Here is a 16,827-nt window from a genome sequence, read left to right as displayed (position 1 = left end):
AACCAGAGGACATTCATCATGGCTCAGAGCAACGCTACCCAAGTCAAAACCAAGGCTTCCATCACCCGCGATAGCGCGCTGGCACTCGCCATCGCTGCACGCGACGCGGCTACCCGGATTGGCCTGAACCTGGCCATTGCGGTCACCGACGAAGGTGGCCACCTAGTCGCCTTCGAGCGCGCCGACGCCACGCCGTTCCTAGCCGCCGAAGTGGCCATTAACAAGGCCTGGACTGCCGCGTCCTTCGGTCTGGACACGATGATCTGGAACCAGGTCGTCGCTCAGCCGGCCACGGCTCCGCTGGCCAACCACCCGCGCGTCATGCCGGTGGGCGGAGGTGTTCCCATCGTGGTGGGCGGTGGCGTGGTCGGCGGCATCGGCATCTCCGGTGGCAACGCCCAGCAGGACCACGACGTGGCGGTGGCCGCGCTCAAGGCTGCCGGTTTCGAGGTCGTCCAGTGAACGCGGCCATCCCTCGGCGCGACGCCGGCGTCGTGTTGGCCGCGGAGGCACCGGCGGCTTCGACGGCCGGCAAGGCAGCCGCTGAAATCGATGTCGCTGCTGCCGCGGTCGACCTCTACGCACGTATGACTGCACGGGATCTGGCTGGCGTCCTTCGCTACGTTACTGCGGCCGGATTCACCGAGGTCAGCCCGTCGGCACCTTCGGTTCACGTCCTGAAGCCCGCGGCATTTGAGGCGCTGTTCAATTCGGAGGCGATGATCGGGCTCCGCGCCGAAGAACTAAACGTCCAACGCTTCGGTAGTACCGCGGTCGTAACGGGTGTGCGTGTCGGTTCGGTTGGCCCGAAGGACAAGCCATCTACCGAACTTCGGGCGCCATTCACAATGATTTGGACCAGTGACAACGGTAGCTGGCAGCTGCGGCACATCCATCTGTCTTCCTGAGACCGTGGGCCGATGTGGCAACGCATGGCCGGACCGTAAAGGCCCCCTCAATCGGAGGGGGCCTTCCTTCACTCGGAAAGCTCTACGTCAACCATCCCGTTCCGGGCATGATGTAAGCCCGCGATACGAAGCCGTCCCAACGCCCATGGTCAATGGCCGTCGGAGTCATTCAAGGGGTGACGTCCTTTTTCACCAACCCGGCCCAAAGAGCTCAGTTTGGGCAGCTTGGCTGATTAGCCCGTGTTATCGAGGGCGGGGAAGAGGCAACCTTCGCTCTGAAGCAGGCCTTACCGATGATCTCGGCCCGTCATCCCTCCAAGACCGCCCTTTTATGTGTTGCTTGAGGCAAATTTCTCGTAGGCTAGGGCTGCTGACCCAACCCAGAGAACCCACATGGCTATTAATCTCGACTCGCTCTCTCCCTCTGAACTCCAAGCGCTCATCAAGAGTGCCGAAGCGCAAATGGAATCTGCACGGAAGAATCACGTCAGGGAAGTGCGCGCCAAGATCGATGCGGTTCTGGCAGGCGCCGGGCTGACCCTGTCGGACGTCTTTCCGACCCGTGGTGGCAAGGGCGCAAAGGGGTCGAAGGCAGCAGCCGTAGCACCCAAGTACCGCAACCCGGAGAACCCGGCCCAGACATGGTCCGGCCGTGGCAAGCACCCTGTGTGGTTCAACCAGGCCCTGAAGAAGAAAGGTGTCACGGCGGAGAGCCTCTTGATCGCAGGCGCTTCGCCCAAGGCCGCGCTCGCAAAGAAGGCGGTGAAAGCCGCAAGGAAGGTTCCGGCGAAGAAGGCAGCCAAGAAGTAGGGGCTGGCGTCAGGCACGGAAAGAAAAGCCCCGATGGGTTTCCTGCGGGGCTTTTCTTATTGGCTTTCCATCTGAGACCCGACATGCGGTCGCTTGCGATCCGTGATCCATCGCACGAGGATCAAGTTCTTGATTGCGCATAATGTATATTATGTCAAATTAGAGAAACTGCTACGGTGGCTTGGCATCGCCCTTGCTTGGCTGTTCTCGATGGACACGGGGTTTGGGGAGCAATGGAACGAAAAACCGGGATAAGGTCAATTTATCCATAGAAACCATATGGATAGCGGAGCGCGCCTCCCGAGGCAGCCCCTTCTCAATCGCCTTCCCTATCATCAGGATCCCGTAGCGGGCGCAGTTCCCCGCGCGCAACTGCTTCGGGTACGGCAAAGGAATATCGACCGTGCATGTTGATGTGGTCATGGGTAAGCGGCGAGAGTCGCGCGACATCTTCATCGCGCACGGGAAAACCTTCTTGACGTAACTGTTCCAATGCAGCCTCCATATAGATGGTGTTCCACAAGACAACGATGTTGAGCACTAGGCCGAGCGCGCCCAGTTGATCTTCCTGACCTTCTTGGTAGCGCTGCCGTAGTTCGCCGCGTTTCCCGTGAAAAATGGCGCGCGCCACACTGTGGCGCCCTTCGCCACGGTTGAGTTGGGTCAACGTGCTACGTCGCTTTGCTTCATCATCGATATAGGTCAGCGTGTGCAGGGTCTTTTCGATCCTTCCGAACTCAGCCAAGGCCTGGGCCAGACGGGTCGGACGGTCGCCGATCTGCAAGGTTCGCATGATGCCGTTGGCCGGCACACGACCCAGTTTCAGCGAGCCCACCAGTCGCAGGATGTCGTCCCACTGCTCCTCGATCAATGACAATTTCACCCGCTGGCGGGCAACGGCATTAAGGGCGCCGTAATCGGCTTCGGGATCGATGCGCCAGAATCGCGTGCCGCCGACGTCAGCCAATCGAGGACAGAACCGGTACCCCAGGAGTCGGAACAACCCGAACACCACGTCGCTGTACGCGCCGGTGTCGGTCATGATTTGGGTTGGCTGCAATTCGGTAGGCTGTTCGAGCACCACGCCCAGCAAGATCAAGCTGTCGCGCAGCGTGCCCGGTACGGCGATGTGATTGAGGCCGCTGAACTGGTCGGAGATCAGGTTATACCAAGTGATGCCGCGTTCCCGGCCAAAATACTTCGGATTGGGGGCCGCATGCACGGTACGCACGGGAACGACGAAACGCATGCCGTCGGCTGACGCCACGTCGCCACCGCCCCACTGATGGGCCAGCGCCGACCGGTTCTGGGCCGCCACCAGGATGGCATTTGCCGAGACCAGGGTGTCGTTGCGGAGGTAGTTTTGGTCGACCCACGACAGACGTGATCGTTTCAGGGCGGCGATGTCAGCACGAACGAGGGGTTCGAAGCCCGTGTTGCTCGCCTCAGCCAGCAGTACGGCACAGAGGCTAATCGGAAGATCCGCAGCACGAGCAGACCGCTCGGTGAGATGGGTGAACGCATCGGTGAAACCGGTACGGGCCGCAATCTCCAGCAATACCTCTTCAATGTCCACGCGTGGCAGACGCTCATTAACCGCAGCACGCAAGGCCAGCAAAGACGCTGGTTCTTCGAGCTTGTCGAGGGAGCTGACGACCAGATCGTTCTCGCCTTCGAAGCGTACCGCAGGATTGTCCGGGAGTCGGGACACTACTGCGCGATAGGTATCGTCCAGTTCTTTGGTGATCGCGACCAGTGCCGATGAGGGCGTCGGAGACAAGCTGAGCGTGCGGCAAATGATAGGGCGCGCTGTCTCCCACTCGTTGCCGCTCAACAAGCCTGCACGCGGGTCGGCATACTTCCAACTGGGTGTGACGAACACATCGCGTCGGCGCAATGATGTATGCAATTCATCGAGCACGCAGAAAGTGTAAGCACGGTGATCGATGGTGTCGTCGTCGCGAATCGCGTAGCGCTGCCAGCGCTTGCGAATGACATCGCGCGGGACATCATCGTCGGCCTTGAATCGCCCGGGGTGCGAGCGAAGCCATTCATAGGCGGCGACCACGGCCTCACCTGCGGGGCTCGCCCCAAAGCGCAGGTTCTCCAAGACAAAGGGTAGAAAGCGACGGATGCGCCGATAGCGCTCACTCAGCTCGCTGTAAAAGACATCGTCGGGTGGTCGCACCAGGTTACTCACTTCCTGAAGGGCCTGGGCGAGGATGTCGCGAGGCACCTTGGCGAACAAGGTCTTGCGCAGCGTCTTGTCAGGGAGCGAGGTATCCAACACCACTTGGCAGGCATCAGCCAGCAGTGTGGCTGCACGATCGAGGTCTTTCAGCGTGCGCAAGCGCGTTTTCCGGTCTTCCTTTCGTGCCGTGGCAAAGACATCCCGCAGCAGCATCTCAAGGACTTCGACGGCGTCATCATGTGCGGTGGCTTCCAGGCAGTGCACGAATGCCACAAGGGTCGCGAGGCGACGTACTTCGGGCAAGCGGCTCACCGCGCTGGCTTTGGCGGCCCCCGCAAAGCGGGCCAGCGCTGTGACGCGACTAGCCGGAAGATGCGACACGGTGGGTAGGTCGATCCCGAGCTCCCGAACCTCCCGAAGCCGCATCAGCGTTTGAATGAGCGATGGGCCACTGACTCGGGTGGGGCCTGAGCGCAATTGATCCAGAAGCGAATAGCGGCTGCCAGTCGGCACGGCCAGCAACTGTTCCAGACGCTCATGCTGCGCATCCGAGAGCCGGGTACCCAGACGGCGCCATAGACGCTCTTCGGCGCGACTTTTTATACTCGCGACAAATCGTTCGAGCGTGCTGCGACCGGGGAGCAGTACCTTGTGCGTCAGGAGCCATGTTGTGGCTCGCTCGAATAGAGCGCTGGGCCGCTCCGTTCCCGTCCAGCACAACGCATACAGCCAGCGCCCCAACCGAAAGCCGATGGGCGGTTTGGTGATTTCGACGAAGCCATACTGACGACAAATATCGCGCTGATGATCCCACCTGAGTTCACCAGTCCGGTAGTCATCGAGAGAGGGATCTGTGTCCGTAATACCCAACTGTCTAGCAACGATGGATAGCACCAGTGGCGGCAGATCCAGCGGATCGTCGAGGAATGTTCCCAGGTATCGGAGTGTCGTAAGCTGCAGCGCGATGCCCAAGCGATTGGCATGGCCGCGCTTGCGCGCGATGTACGCGCGGTCAGCATCGTCGAGATGGAAATAGCGTGCCAGCTCGTCGCTAGACGGTTCGCCGTTGTATCGGCCATAGCTGTCGCGCTGCTCCTCGGTGACATAGCTGACAGGCATAGGGATTTTCTTCCGTAGAAGGCTTGTTCACAGCGAAGTTTGTAAGTCCACGCGTCGAAACGCCACCAAATCGAGCTGAACGCGCAACCGCCAACGCGCACGTCTGCCTCACGGCGTCGCTGGGGCAAAATGGAGCCAGCGTACGGCCATCACCGGCAGCACCAGCAGGTTGAGGATTGTCGAGGTCAGCAGTCCGCCCAAGATCACCGCGGCCATCGCGCCCTCGATCTCGTTGCCCGGCGCGCCGGCCGTGAGGGCCAGCGGCAACAGCCCGAGTGCGGTCACCAGCGCCGTCATCAGAATCGGCACTAGCCGCTCGGCGGCGCCGCGTTGCGCGGTGTCCATGTTCCATGGCAGGCCTTCGACCTCAACCAGATGGCGGTAGTGCGACACCAACATGATCGAGTTGCGCACGCTGATGCCGAACAGGGTGACGAAACCGACCAGTCCGCCCAAGCTCAGCGTGCCACCCATCAGCAGCGCTACCGCCACGCCGCCGACCAGCGCGAACGGCAGATTGACCAGCACCAGCGTCACCGAACGCAGGCTGCGCAGGGCCAGATAGAGCAGCACAATCACCCCGGCCAGCGCCAGCGCGGCGTGCGCCAGCAACTGGTTGGTCGCCGCCGACTGCGCGGCCGCATCGCCGCCGAACACTGGATAGGTGCCGGGTGGCCACGTGATGTCATGCGCCAGCGCCTGCTGCGCCTGGCGCGTGAACGTCGCGGCGTTGGCCCCGCGCAGATTCACCGTGACCACCTGCACGCGTTGGCCGTCTTCGTGCAGCACCATCACGCGCCCCTGGCTCATCGTCAGATCGGTCAGTGCCGACAGCGGCCACTGGCGCCCGTCGGGTGCACTGATCGGGAGTGCCCCCACACTGGCCGGATCCAGTCGCAGCGATGGCGGAAGGATTACCTCGACGTCGAACACACGGTTGCCGTCCAGCACCTGGCCCACCCGCGTGCCGGCGTACGCGGCCTGCAGGGTGTCGAGCACATCGGCTGGGGCGATGCCGTCGCGCGACAGCACGTCCTGGCGCAGACGGATCGACAGCTGTGGCTCGCCCTGCGCCGCCTGCACCTGCACGTTCGCGGCGCCTGGCAGGCGGGACAGTACCGTGGCCGACTGCTGCGCCAAGCGGTCGAGCTGATCGAGCTGGTTGCCATAGATCTTCACCACCACCGGCGCGGTGTAGCCGGACAGGGTTTCGTGGATGCGTTCGGTCAGAAAGGTATTGACCGAAAACGCGCCGCCCACGAACGGTTTCAGTGCCTGCTGAATGCCGTCGAGTACACGCTGTTGGCCGGAGCCGGAGAGCGGCTTCAGATCCACCTCGAACTCGGTGGCGAAGATCGGGGATGGATCGACCACGCGCGCGCTGCGGCCGGTACGCTGCGCCACCGAGCGTACGCCCGGTACCGCCAGTAGCGCTTGGCTGACACGCGTCCCCAGATCCTGCGAGGCCTGCAGCGAAGCGCCCGGCGCCAGTCGCATATGCACGATGTAGTGACCTTCACGCAGTTGCGGCAGAAAGTTGCCCCGCAGGAACGGCAACACCGCTAGCGCCACCACACAAACCACCGCCACCCCGATCGGCAGCGCGCGCGGATGCCGTTCGACGCGTGCCAGCAGGCTGGCGTAGCGCTGCTTGATGCGCTGCTGCAGCGCCGGCTCGGGCGCGTCGTCGGTGCCACGCAACAGGGTCAGCGCCAGCGCTGGCGTCACCGTCAGCGCCACTACCAGCGAGGCCATGATCGCGGCGATGTAGGCGATGCCCAGCGGCGCGAACAGGCTGCCGGCCACGCCGGATAGCGTGATCACCGGCACGAACACCAGCGCCACGATGAAGGTGGCGTAGATCACCGCGCCGCGCACCTCCAGCGAGGCCGCCAGCACCACCTGCGCGGCGGGCAGCGGCGCGGCTTCGAGCCGGTTCAGGCGCAGCCGGCGCACAATGTTTTCCACGTCGATGATGGCGTCGTCCACCACTTCGCCGATGGCGATCGCCAAGCCGCCAAGGGTCATCGTGTTCAGCCCCAGCCCGAAGTGCTCCAGCACCACCACCGCCGCCAGCAGCGACAGCGGAATCGCCACCGCCGAGATCAGCGCCGCCCGCGCGTTGCGCAGGAACAGGAACAGCACGGCCAGCACTAGCGCCGCGCCGATCAGCAGCGCATCGCGCAGATGACTGACCGCCGCGTCGATGAAGTTGGCCGGGCGGAACAACGCCGGGTACAGCGTCACGTGCTGCGCGGCGAGCGCGGGTTTCAGCGACTGCAGCCGCGCATCCAGTGCCTGGGTCAGGCGTACGGTGTCGGCCCCGTACTGCTCGGCGATCACCAGCATCACGCCGGGCTGGCCCATGATGGTGGCCGCGCCAGCGGCCGGCGCCGCAGCGTTGCTCACCGTGGCCACGTCACCCAGCCGCAGCACCGCGCCGTGATGCGTTTTCAGCGCCACCTCGGCGATCTGCGCCGGTGTGGTCGCCAGGCCGGTGGGCGCCAGCACGATGCGCTGGCTGGCGTTCTCGACAAAGCCGCCGCCGGCTTGGCCGGTGGCACGACGTGCCGCTGCCATCACCTGCTGCATCGACAGGCCATAGCGTGCCAGCGCCTGCGGGTGGACCTGGATCTGCAGCTGGCGCTGGTCGCCGCCGAAGACGCTGACGTCGGACACGCCGGGCACGGACAGCAACTGCGGCTTGAGCGTCCAGTCGGCCAGTGTGCGCAGCTGCAGCGCGTCCAGTTTCTTCGAGGTCACGCCGATCGTCAGCACGATGCCTGATGACGACGACAGCGGCAGCAGCACTGGTGTGCGTGCGCCGGTGGGCAGTGTGCTGGCCACCCGCTGTAGCCGTTCGCTCACCGTCTGGCGTACGCGCTGCAGATCGGCGCCGTTGCGAAACGTGAGGGTGATCATCGACAGACCCTGCAGCGATTTGGAGCGCATGCTGGTCAGCTCGCCAGCACCGGCCAGCGCGTTCTCCAATGGCTGCGTCACCAGCGTCTCGACCTGGCTGGGGGCAAAGCCCGGTACCTCGGTCTGCACGATCGCCTGCGGCGGTGCAAATTCCGGGAATACGTCGAGCCGGGCGCGCCCCAGCGCCAGCACGCCGTAGGTCGTCGCAAGCACGGCCAGCGCGATCATGACCCCGCGCAGGCGCACCGCAAAACCGACAATCGCATTCAACATGAGCCGGTACCTGTGGCGCGGCAGGATGGAATCGCGCGGTGGATCGAGACCTCGATGTCCGCGCGATGCGGTGTGGATCGATCGGCCGGTACCAGGCCGGCCTCAATCGTCATCGTCATCGCCTCCGGCGGGCTTCGCGCCGGGCGGTGGCAACAGTTCCTGCGAGAGGAGCAACTCGCCACCCCGCACCACGATTCGTTCGCCGGCGCGAAAGCCACTCGCCTCGAACCAGCCGCTGGCGTTGCGTGCCGCCACACTCAGCGGCCGCCGCTGGTAGTGGCCAGCTGCGGTCTCGGCATAGGCCCATGGCTGACCGGCGTACCAGATCACCGCCGCCGTCGGCACCGTCACGCCGGTCTGCGCGGTGCCTGCCAGCGGCACCGTGGCCGTCAGCCGCTGATCCGTGCGCAACCCGGCGCCGTCGGCGCGATAGAAGAAGGTCGCGCCCTGAACCACCGCATCGGCACGCGGGGAGGTTCCGATCAGATGGGCCGGCAGCGAGCTGCGGCCAGGCAGCGACAATACGACGGTGTCGCCGGCCGGTGCGGGTGAATCCACGGGCATGGCCACGGCCAGCAGCGCACTTTGGCCGTCCGCATAGTCTTCCAGCGCCGACGGTCCGCGCGCGGCCAGCGCTGCCAAGGAGGCCCCCCACTGCGCTAGCGCGCTGCTGAGCACCGCCACCTCCTGCGTCTGTGCGATCTGCGCCTGCGCCTGTGCCTGTGCGGCCGCGGCGGCGGCCGCCTGCATCTGCTGCAGCGAGGTATTTTCACCATCGCGATAGAGCGCCGCCGAGCGTTTGGCCTCGGCATTGGCGCTGTGGGCGGCGACCGCGGCGGCCACTGCCTTGGCGTGCGCGGCCTGCAACTGCGCCGCCAGCGCCAGCAGCGGTTGCGGATCCATTACGCTGGCGATGGCCTGTGCCTGTGTAGTCTGTTTCGTTGCCTGCAGCGCGACGGTGGTAATGCCACTGGCGTTGACACTGGCTGCGGGCAACGTCACGCCGCCGTCGGTGTCGGTGGCGGCATGCAGGGATGGCATCCGCAGCGCCAGCACGGCCGCGCAGGCGCTGACGAAAGCGACGCGACGCCAACCGGAATCAGTGCGCATGGGCAGTCTCGGTTAGTGAGGAGGATGGCAGCGGATTCGCTGTCGAGGGTGGTGCCAGCGTCGAAGCGGGCCATAGCGGTCGCTGCAACACGTCTTCCAGTTGGCCGAGTGCATTCAGCGTGGCACCAAGCGCATCGACGGCGGCCAGGTCGGTGTGCGCAGCGGCTACCTCGGCGATCGTTTCGCGCCCGCGATCCATCTGCCCGGCGCGACGCTGCACGCGAGCATGCGCCGCGGTCTGGTGGGCGGCGGCGGCCGCGTCGAGCGTACGCTGCCAAGCGGCGTAGCGTGCGGTGTAATCGGCGCGTGCAGCATCCAGGGCGTTGAGAATCTGCGCCTGTCGCGCTTGTACCGCCGCCGCAGCCTCATCGCACGCGGCGGCCGCCGCGCGGATGCGCGCGCCGGCACCGTGGAACAGTGGCAGTTCGATATCGACACCGAACCCGAACTTGCGCTGCCCTTGGTCGTAGATGTAGCCCGGTGCCACCGCGGTTGTCGGATACCGCGTGCCCGCCGCCAAGCGCAGCCGTGCTGCACTGGCCCGGTACTGCGCCAGCAGTGCGGCGAGGTCGAGTCGGTTCCAGGCGGCCGCCTGGGCCAGCGCTCCCGTTGGCAGCGCGGCTGGCGGGGGCGGCGCATCCAATTGTGGCCACACCAACGGCACGCCATTCAGCGCCGACCACGGTACGCCGATCGCACCGGCTAGGGCATGTTCCGCCGCGATGCGCTGCGCTGTGCGGTTGGCCAGGTCGGCAGCGGCGCCCTGCGCCGCCAGCTCCGCCGCCAGCTCCGCGTCGCGACTGCTGGCACCGGCTGCCACACGCCGGCGCACGCCATCGAGATAGCTGGCCTGGGCAATAGCGACCGTTTGAGCCAATGCCTGCGCACGGCGCGCGAGCAGCACCTCGCGCAGCGCTGTCACGGCGCGCGCGCGGCTCCGCCAGACCGCCAGCGCCGCTCGATCACGGGCCTGTTCCGTGTGGGCGGCCGCGATGTCACGCCGTGCAGCCGACTCGCCGGGATGCAGCAGCGGCAGCAGTAGCGATGCACCGATCGTCCACGGCGAAGCGACGTCGAGGCCGCTAATGGCTTTTTCCGGGCTTAGTTGCAGGGTAGGGTTGGCGCGCTGGGCGGCCAGCGCCGCGTCGGCCTCGGCGCGCTGCGCTGTGTCGCGCGCCTGCGCCAAGGTGGGGTCGAAGTACCAGGCCGCCACGGTGACGCGATCCGGCGTCCATGTCACATCGGCGGAGGTGGGCAGATGCAAACGCGCCTCGGCGGCAACCAAGCCTGGATCATCCAGTCGACGCGTTTGCAGCGCCTGTGCCTGATGCTGCAGGTCGGGGACGGGCGAACTAGGAACCGATGCGCAGGCGGCAACGCTGAGCGTCAGCAGCGCGCTGAGTGCGGTGCGCACGGCACTGGCACTCGAACCACCTCGGGTCTTCGCTGCTAGCGTGATCGCCTCGTACGCATGGATTTTCATCCAGCGAGCATAGTTGGACGTTCGTGATGAACCGCGCTCGGTTGGATGTCATTTCTGTCATTCGATGGGCGGAGTCTTGGCGGGTAGATGCCGCCACTCGCGCACGATCAGGCACGTCACGATGACGTCGATGACGGTGAGTAGGCCAAGCAGCAACGAAGGCTGATGGAGCTGCCGGTAGCCCTGATAGCCCATGAAGGTCGTCATCAGCACGACCGCCATCGGGTATGACCAGCGCAGCCCACGCAGCAACCCCACCACCATCACGATCTTCACCAGTCCATGCGCGAGCAGATAGATTCCCGCAAAATGCCGCGTGCTCAGCGAGAGCTGCTGCGCCATGTGCTGCAGGTAATTGGCGACGACATCGTGCGGATCCTCGATCAGCTCCTGCCGCGTGAGCAGCGCCACGGCGTGATGAATCGCCGGTCGACCGGTCAGCAGCAGCGCACTGCCGCCCACCAGTTCCAACAGGCCATCCAGCCCTTTGATGACGATGCCGATCTTGAACGCGCGATGCGCGACATGGGCCAAGTTTGGCTTCATAGGTGCGCGGATGTCGGCGATGGCGTGCCAGTTGATGTGCCGGGCTGGATCTGCAGGGCCGACGGCACATGCATGGTCACGCTGGTACCGCGGCCGCGCACACTCTCCACGCGCACTGTGCCGCCATGCAGTTCGACGATTGTTTTCACGATGGATAGCCCTAGTCCGGTGCCTTGGCCGACGCCGCGACGCCGCGCCGCGTCCACCTGGTAAAAGCGATCGAACAGGTGCGTCAGGTGCGCCGCCTCGATGCCTTCGCCGTCGTCCTGCACGCGGATGTCGACACCGGAAGCCACTTCCTGCAACGTGATCCGCACCTCGCCACCGTCGTGCGAATGGCGTATGGCATTGCCCAGAAGATTCGCCAGCGCCTGCCGCAGCAACAGCGGATCGGCCACTGTTGTAGCGGCGCCGTCCAGACGAATGCGGATGTCGCGAGCGGTCGCGCTTGGGGCATGCTGGGCAGTCACCCAGGCAAAGGCTTGCGCTATATCGAAACACTCGCAGCGCAGGGCTTGCTCGGCGTGCTCGGCGCGCGCCATGAACAGCAGGTTCTCGATCAGCCCATTGAGCCGCCGGCATTCTTCCAGGCCCGACTCCAGCGCCGTGCGATAATCTGCCGCGTCGCGCGGGCGCATCAGGCACACCTCCAGTTCGCCACTGAGGTTGGCCAGAGGCGTGCGCAACTCGTGCGCCAGATCAACCGAAAAGCGCGACAGTCGTGAAAACGCCTCCTCGATCCGTGCCAGCATCGCGTTGAACACCAGCACCAAGTCGTGCAGCTCGTCCGGCCACGGCGGTGTCAGTGGCAATCGGGCCGAGAGGTCAACTGGCGTGATCGCGCGCGCGGCACCGGCGATACGCGTGAGCGGTGCCAACCCCTGCGCCGCCACCCAGCGCCCGGCGAACGCCAGCAGCGGCACCAGCAGCAGAAACGCCAATGCCAGCGCGCGACGCAGGCTGTTCTGCAGCGCTGCGTCGCGGGTCACGTCCAATGCCAGCTGCAGTTCCGGTGGTGTGTCGCCGTTGACGCGGGTCAATCGCACTGTCGCCAGCATGTAGATATACTGGTCCGCGTGATGCGGTTGCAGCGGCCCCGCCGGCAGGCCGTCGGTGGCGGGAGGGAACACCGTAACGGGCAGCTCGCGCCGCATCTCCGGCGTCTCGCCTAGCACGTGCCCACCGATGAGCACGCGCGCCTCGTACTGACGCAAGCGCGTGCCCTCGGTTTCCTTCGCGATCTCGCCCAGCAGCACCTGCGGCTTGCCCTCGGCGTCGTTCAGGTCCATCTGCAACTCGGCCACCTTGGCCTGCATGAAACGCAGATGCTCGGCGCTAAAGTTGGTCGACAGGCGCCAGTCGGTGATGCCGGCGAATAGGACGACGGCGGTCAGCGCCACGAGGGTGTAGAGCAAGCTCAGCCGCGCGCCGATCGAGCGCCGCCGCCACGGCAGTTCAATGCTCATGGCTGTCCAGCATGTAGCCGACACCGCGCACGGTGTGCAGCAGCGGCGCAGCAAATGGCGCATCCAACTTGCTGCGCAAACGCCGGATCACCACGTCGACCACGTTCGTTTGTGATTCAAAGCAAATGCCCCACACACTTTCGGCGATCAACGTGCGCGACAGCACTCGTCCACGGTGCCGCACCAGTAGCAGCAGCAGGGCATACTCCTTCGGCGTGAGCTGAAGTGTCCGGCTGTCTCGGGTGACTTGGTGGCGCAGCGAGTCGATCAGCAGCGGTCCCACGCGCAGCATCGCCGCTTCACCCGTCGGCTCGCCCTGGCGCAACAGATTGCGCAGCCGCGCCAGCAGCTCGGCGAAAGCGAAGGGTTTCACCAAGTAGTCGTTGGCGCCGATCTCGAAGCCGCGCACGCGGTCTTCCACGTGATCGCGCGCGGTGAGAAACAGCACCGGGGTACGGATCGCCTCGCTACGCATGGTCTGCACGATGCTCCAGCCATCGCGGCCCGGCAGCATTACATCCAGCACCGCCGCGTCAAAGGCGTGCTCACGCAGCAACGTCAACGCCACGTTGCCATCCTCGGCGAGTTCGACCGAGTAGCCTTGTTCTCCCAAGCCCCGAGCCAGGTAGCGCCGGGCTTTGACCTCATCTTCGGCAACGAGTATTCGCATGATTGGGTGGGGGTTCGGTGAAGTCATCCGCAAGCCAGATGATACGTTCGACGCCCCACCTTGACACGGAACCGCATCGGTTGGCGGATGCGGCGCATGACCCGCGCAGGGACACCCTCAAGGTGAGAGGCATCCAAAGTGTTGGAAGCTCTTCGGCTACAACGCCAGCGTCAGGCGATCGCCTAAGCATCATGCTTCCTCGGGTACTCCGACTCGGCGCAGGCGTTCCCGACGCTGTCTGTTCGCAAGCCAGGACCTGCCGGTGGCGGCAGGCTGGTGGCTCGTCGAGAAGGCGTTGTCCACCTTCACCTTTCGTGGCAGATCTGGCGGGCTGGATTGAAAGCCGTGGTCATGGCCGGCCGATAAGGGCGGACTAAGTGTGGCGACGTAGGGTGCAGGTACAGCTCGCCGCATGCTCGTCGCGCGCGGCGTTCCTCATCATCCACGCCGGAGAAAAACATGCGCAAATCGATCATCCTCGTCCTCCCGGTCGCCCTGTGTGGCTTTGTGACGGTCGCGCAGGCCCAGACGCCTTCCCAGCCGGCCACGCAAGCGAAAATCAGCATGATGCAGGCGCGCAGGATCGCGTTGAAGACCTTCCCCGGTAGGATCGTCAGCGGCGAACTGGAGCAGGAGGCCGGCGGCAGTGGACTGCGCTACTCGTTCGACATCAAGGCGGGCAAGAACACGCATGAGGTTGGTGTCGACGCGAAGACCGGCAAGGTGCTGGAAAACTCGCTCGACAACAACGACGCGGATTGACGTGTACCGCGATCACAGCAAATAGCCTGCCATCACCCTGCATTTCCAGAGGTGTGGGCGTACTTGACGCAATTGCCTAACAACGGTCCGCCGGGACCCGCCGCAGGCGAACGCAGAAATCACCTACGGCGCTGTCTCGTTGCGTTCTGCTTTCAGCGTCTGTTGAAATCCATCGAAGCACAGTTGTGCGAACCTGACCAACTACCGGTTCGCGGCATCCATCGCGTGCTCGTCTGCCGCCCCAATCACCGCCTGGGCAACACCATTCTGCTCAGTCCCCTGCTGACGGAAATCGAGACGCTGTATCCCGGTGCCGAGATCGACATGGTCAACGGCGGCTGTGCGGCGGAGAGCCTATTCGCCAACCGCTTCCAGGTTCGTGCGATCTATTCGCTACCGCGAAAAATCGCGCGGCATCTGTGGTCGACCGCCCGTTTGCTCCGACAACTACGAGGCAACACCTACGATCTGGCCATCGATGCCAGCTATGGCTCGCAGTCCGGCCGTTTGCTGTTGGCCATCGTCAGGGCACGTTTCAAGCTGGGATATCCGGACGAGCATGGAAGCAGGCATGCGGCATTGCGCGCCATGCCTTGCCCAGAACATCAGGCGCATCGCAGCGTATTCCTGCTGCGCGCTGCGTATGCGGGAGCGGTCCGGCAAGCTTTTCCGTCGCTCAATCTGCGGATATCGGACGCTGAAATGACGCAAGCCCGGCAGACGCTGGCAGCAATCCTCGGCGAAACGGAGCGATCGCATGGCACGTCAGCTGTCGTCGGCCCAGCTGTCGTCGGCATATTCGCCAACGCCACGGACGACAAACGTTACGACACAGATTGGTGGATGCAGTTCATCCACACGCTGCTGGCCCGACAACCGGATCTTCGCATCGTGGATCTGGTGGCTGAACATGGCCAAAGCCAGCTTGGTGGAGATTTCCCTTGTTACTACACGCGCAACCTGCGCCACCTTGCCGCGGTGATCGCGAACATGGATGGTTTCATCAGCGCGGATTGCGGCGTGATGCACCTGGCCGTCGCCAGCGGCACGCCGACTCTCGGCCTGTTCAAGGCCACGTGCTCGAAAAAATACGGTCCATGCGGACAGGGCCATACAGCCATCGACACCCGGACCATGCTTGCCGCTGAAGTCGCCACCATCGCGTTGGACTGGCTCGATCTGACGGTGCCGGATCCGCCGCAACGCTCATCATCCGATGGGCCAGACAACCTCCTGACGCCCAGGAGGCTTGCATGATGGAATTTTGCATCCGGTACCCATCGACGAGACACGCTATCTCGCGGTCGTGTGGAACATGCACTGGAGCGGACATTGGGTGGTTCCGCAACTGGACGGCCCCCCGTTTGGACAAGGCGCACGGGTCTGGGCCGCGTCCATATCCGCCCGCGCGGCCTGCACCTCGGGGTTGGCTTGCCAAATATGGCGCACCGCCTCTTCCCAATCTATCGACCATCGTCCATATCATGGGACCATGAAACAACCCAACTCCGATCAAACACGAAGCATCCTGCAGGCACTGGCCGCCGCCGTTCTCTTCGGACTGAGCACGCCATTGGCCAAGTTGCTTATCGGCACGATTCCGCCTTTGCTGCTGGCGGGATTGCTGTACGCCGGTTCAGGCATCGGGCTGTCGTTGTGGATACTGCTGCGCAAGGTACGCCACCAGGCGCCGACCGAAGCGCCGTTGATCCGGCGCGATGTCCCGTGGCTGGCGGGCGCCGTGCTGGCGGGCGGTGTACTCGGCCCGATCCTTCTCATGGTAGGGCTCACACGCACACCCGCTTCGACCGCTTCGTTGCTGCTCAATCTGGAAGGGGTGCTGACCGCGGTCATTGCGTGGGTGGTGTTCCGCGAAAATGTGGATCGCCGGGTATTCCTCGGCATGCTGGCGATCATTGCCGGCAGCGTGCTGCTTTCCTGGCAGCGTCAGACGAACACCGACATTCCCTGGGGTGCCTTGGCGATCACCGGTGCCTGCCTGTGCTGGGCCATCGACAACAATTTGACACGGCAGGTGGCCGGCGGCGATCCCATGCAGATCGCCGCGATCAAGGGTGGCGTGGCCGGCGCCATCAATGTGGTGCTTGCCCTGATCCTTGGTTACCGCTTTCCCAACGCGCTGCCCTTGTTGGCCACAGGATTGCTCGGCTTTGTTGGCTATGGTTTGAGTTTGGTGCTTTTCGTGCTCGCCTTGCGCGGCTTGGGCACCGCGCGTACGGGTGCCTATTTCTCGACCGCGCCCTTTGTCGGGGCCGCGCTGTCGTTGCTGTTGTTCACTGAGTACCCAGGCCTTGCGTTCTGGGTGGCCGGAGTGCTGATGGCTGTGGGTGTTTGGCTGCATGTCAGCGAGCGTCATGCTCACGAGCACGTGCACGAGCCGCTGGCGCACGATCATCGCCATCGCCACGACGAGCATCACCAACACGCACATGACTTCCCGTGGGACGGCAAGGAGCCCCACACCCATCCGCATGTGCACGATCCGCTGGTGCATAGCCACGCGCACTTTCCGGACATCCACCACCGGCATCGCCACTCCTGAAGAG

Annotated in this window: 13 protein-coding genes; 6 read left to right on the top strand and 7 right to left on the bottom strand. The window is 64.4% G+C overall.

The annotated features are described in order from the left end of the window. Window positions 1-18: 18 nt before the first annotated feature. From AB7878_RS00145 to AB7878_RS00135, 3 genes are all read left to right on the top strand, one after another. Entirely contained in the window at window positions 19-462 is a 444-nt protein-coding gene (locus AB7878_RS00145; RefSeq protein ID WP_369492420.1) for a GlcG/HbpS family heme-binding protein, read from the top strand. Continuing rightward, on the top strand, window positions 459-908 hold the full coding sequence (locus tag AB7878_RS00140; protein ID WP_369492419.1) for a nuclear transport factor 2 family protein: 450 nt from the start codon (window positions 459-461) through the stop codon (window positions 906-908). Before AB7878_RS00145 ends, AB7878_RS00140 begins: the two co-directional genes overlap by 4 nt. 393 nt (window positions 909-1,301) lie before the next feature. Then, on the top strand, window positions 1,302-1,718 hold the full coding sequence (locus AB7878_RS00135; RefSeq protein ID WP_369492418.1) for an H-NS histone family protein: 417 nt from the start codon (window positions 1,302-1,304) through the stop codon (window positions 1,716-1,718). A 316-nt stretch (window positions 1,719-2,034) separates the two neighbouring features. Here the strand turns inward: AB7878_RS00135 and AB7878_RS00130 are convergent, their stop codons facing one another. The 7 genes from AB7878_RS00130 to AB7878_RS00100 form a co-directional block, all read right to left on the bottom strand. Next, the gene (locus AB7878_RS00130; RefSeq protein WP_369492417.1) at window positions 2,035-5,028 is read right to left on the bottom strand and encodes a Tn3 family transposase; all 2,994 of its coding nucleotides are present in this window, start codon (window positions 5,026-5,028) and stop codon (window positions 2,035-2,037) included. A gap of 108 nt (window positions 5,029-5,136) precedes the next feature. Continuing rightward, complete coding sequence (locus AB7878_RS00125; protein WP_369492416.1) at window positions 5,137-8,223, bottom strand: efflux RND transporter permease subunit; 3,087 nt, start codon at window positions 8,221-8,223, stop codon at window positions 5,137-5,139. A 102-nt stretch (window positions 8,224-8,325) separates the two neighbouring features. Next, window positions 8,326-9,333, bottom strand: coding sequence for an efflux RND transporter periplasmic adaptor subunit (locus tag AB7878_RS00120; RefSeq protein ID WP_369488093.1), 1,008 nt, complete (start codon window positions 9,331-9,333; stop codon window positions 8,326-8,328). After that, the gene (locus AB7878_RS00115; protein ID WP_369492415.1) at window positions 9,323-10,747 is read right to left on the bottom strand and encodes a TolC family protein; all 1,425 of its coding nucleotides are present in this window, start codon (window positions 10,745-10,747) and stop codon (window positions 9,323-9,325) included. The genes AB7878_RS00120 and AB7878_RS00115 overlap by 11 nt, the downstream gene beginning before the upstream one ends. A gap of 126 nt (window positions 10,748-10,873) precedes the next feature. After that, a complete protein-coding gene (locus AB7878_RS00110) occupies window positions 10,874-11,350 on the bottom strand; it encodes a DUF2127 domain-containing protein (protein WP_369488095.1) in 477 nt (158 codons plus the stop codon). An 8-nt stretch (window positions 11,351-11,358) separates the two neighbouring features. Beyond that, entirely contained in the window at window positions 11,359-12,828 is a 1,470-nt protein-coding gene (locus AB7878_RS00105; RefSeq protein WP_369488096.1) for a heavy metal sensor histidine kinase, read from the bottom strand. After that, a complete protein-coding gene (locus AB7878_RS00100; RefSeq protein ID WP_369488097.1) occupies window positions 12,818-13,498 on the bottom strand; it encodes a heavy metal response regulator transcription factor in 681 nt (226 codons plus the stop codon). The genes AB7878_RS00105 and AB7878_RS00100 overlap by 11 nt, the downstream gene beginning before the upstream one ends. Before the next feature lie 459 nt (window positions 13,499-13,957). Here AB7878_RS00100 and AB7878_RS00095 point away from each other — a divergent pair, with 459 nt between their 5' ends. The 3 genes from AB7878_RS00095 (at window position 13,958) to AB7878_RS00085 (ending at window position 16,823) form a co-directional block, all read left to right on the top strand. Next, complete coding sequence (locus AB7878_RS00095) at window positions 13,958-14,260, top strand: PepSY domain-containing protein (protein ID WP_369488098.1); 303 nt, start codon at window positions 13,958-13,960, stop codon at window positions 14,258-14,260. Between the two features lie 162 nt (window positions 14,261-14,422). Next, window positions 14,423-15,517, top strand: a complete 1,095-nt coding sequence (locus AB7878_RS00090) for a glycosyltransferase family 9 protein (protein ID WP_369488099.1) — start codon at window positions 14,423-14,425, stop codon at window positions 15,515-15,517. A gap of 235 nt (window positions 15,518-15,752) precedes the next feature. Then, window positions 15,753-16,823 carry a DMT family transporter gene (locus AB7878_RS00085; protein WP_369488100.1) on the top strand — a complete coding sequence of 357 codons (1,071 nt, stop codon included), beginning with the start codon at window positions 15,753-15,755 and terminating at the stop codon, window positions 16,821-16,823. Window positions 16,824-16,827 lie beyond the last annotated feature (4 nt).

It is taken from the genome of Rhodanobacter humi (assembly GCF_041107455.1).
In the GTDB taxonomy this organism is placed as follows: Bacteria; Pseudomonadota; Gammaproteobacteria; order Xanthomonadales; family Rhodanobacteraceae; genus Rhodanobacter_A.
Note: the sequence above shows the minus strand (reverse complement) of the source record. Positions and strands in the feature narration are given on the sequence as shown.

Excerpts from the sequence above, each read along its gene's own strand:
- AB7878_RS00095 (WP_369488098.1), top strand. The coding sequence starts at position 13,958 with ATGCGCAAATCGATCATCCTCGTCCTCCCGGTCGCCCTGTGTGGCTTT.
- AB7878_RS00130 (WP_369492417.1), bottom strand. The coding sequence starts at position 5,028 with ATGCCTGTCAGCTATGTCACCGAGGAGCAGCGCGACAGCTATGGCCGA.
- AB7878_RS00105 (WP_369488096.1), bottom strand. The coding sequence starts at position 12,828 with ATGAGCATTGAACTGCCGTGGCGGCGGCGCTCGATCGGCGCGCGGCTG.
- AB7878_RS00120 (WP_369488093.1), bottom strand. The coding sequence starts at position 9,333 with ATGCGCACTGATTCCGGTTGGCGTCGCGTCGCTTTCGTCAGCGCCTGC.
- AB7878_RS00125 (WP_369492416.1), bottom strand. The coding sequence starts at position 8,223 with ATGTTGAATGCGATTGTCGGTTTTGCGGTGCGCCTGCGCGGGGTCATG.
- AB7878_RS00135 (WP_369492418.1), top strand. The coding sequence starts at position 1,302 with ATGGCTATTAATCTCGACTCGCTCTCTCCCTCTGAACTCCAAGCGCTC.
- AB7878_RS00100 (WP_369488097.1), bottom strand. The coding sequence starts at position 13,498 with ATGCGAATACTCGTTGCCGAAGATGAGGTCAAAGCCCGGCGCTACCTG.
- AB7878_RS00085 (WP_369488100.1), top strand. The coding sequence starts at position 15,753 with ATGAAACAACCCAACTCCGATCAAACACGAAGCATCCTGCAGGCACTG.
- AB7878_RS00145 (WP_369492420.1), top strand. The coding sequence starts at position 19 with ATGGCTCAGAGCAACGCTACCCAAGTCAAAACCAAGGCTTCCATCACC.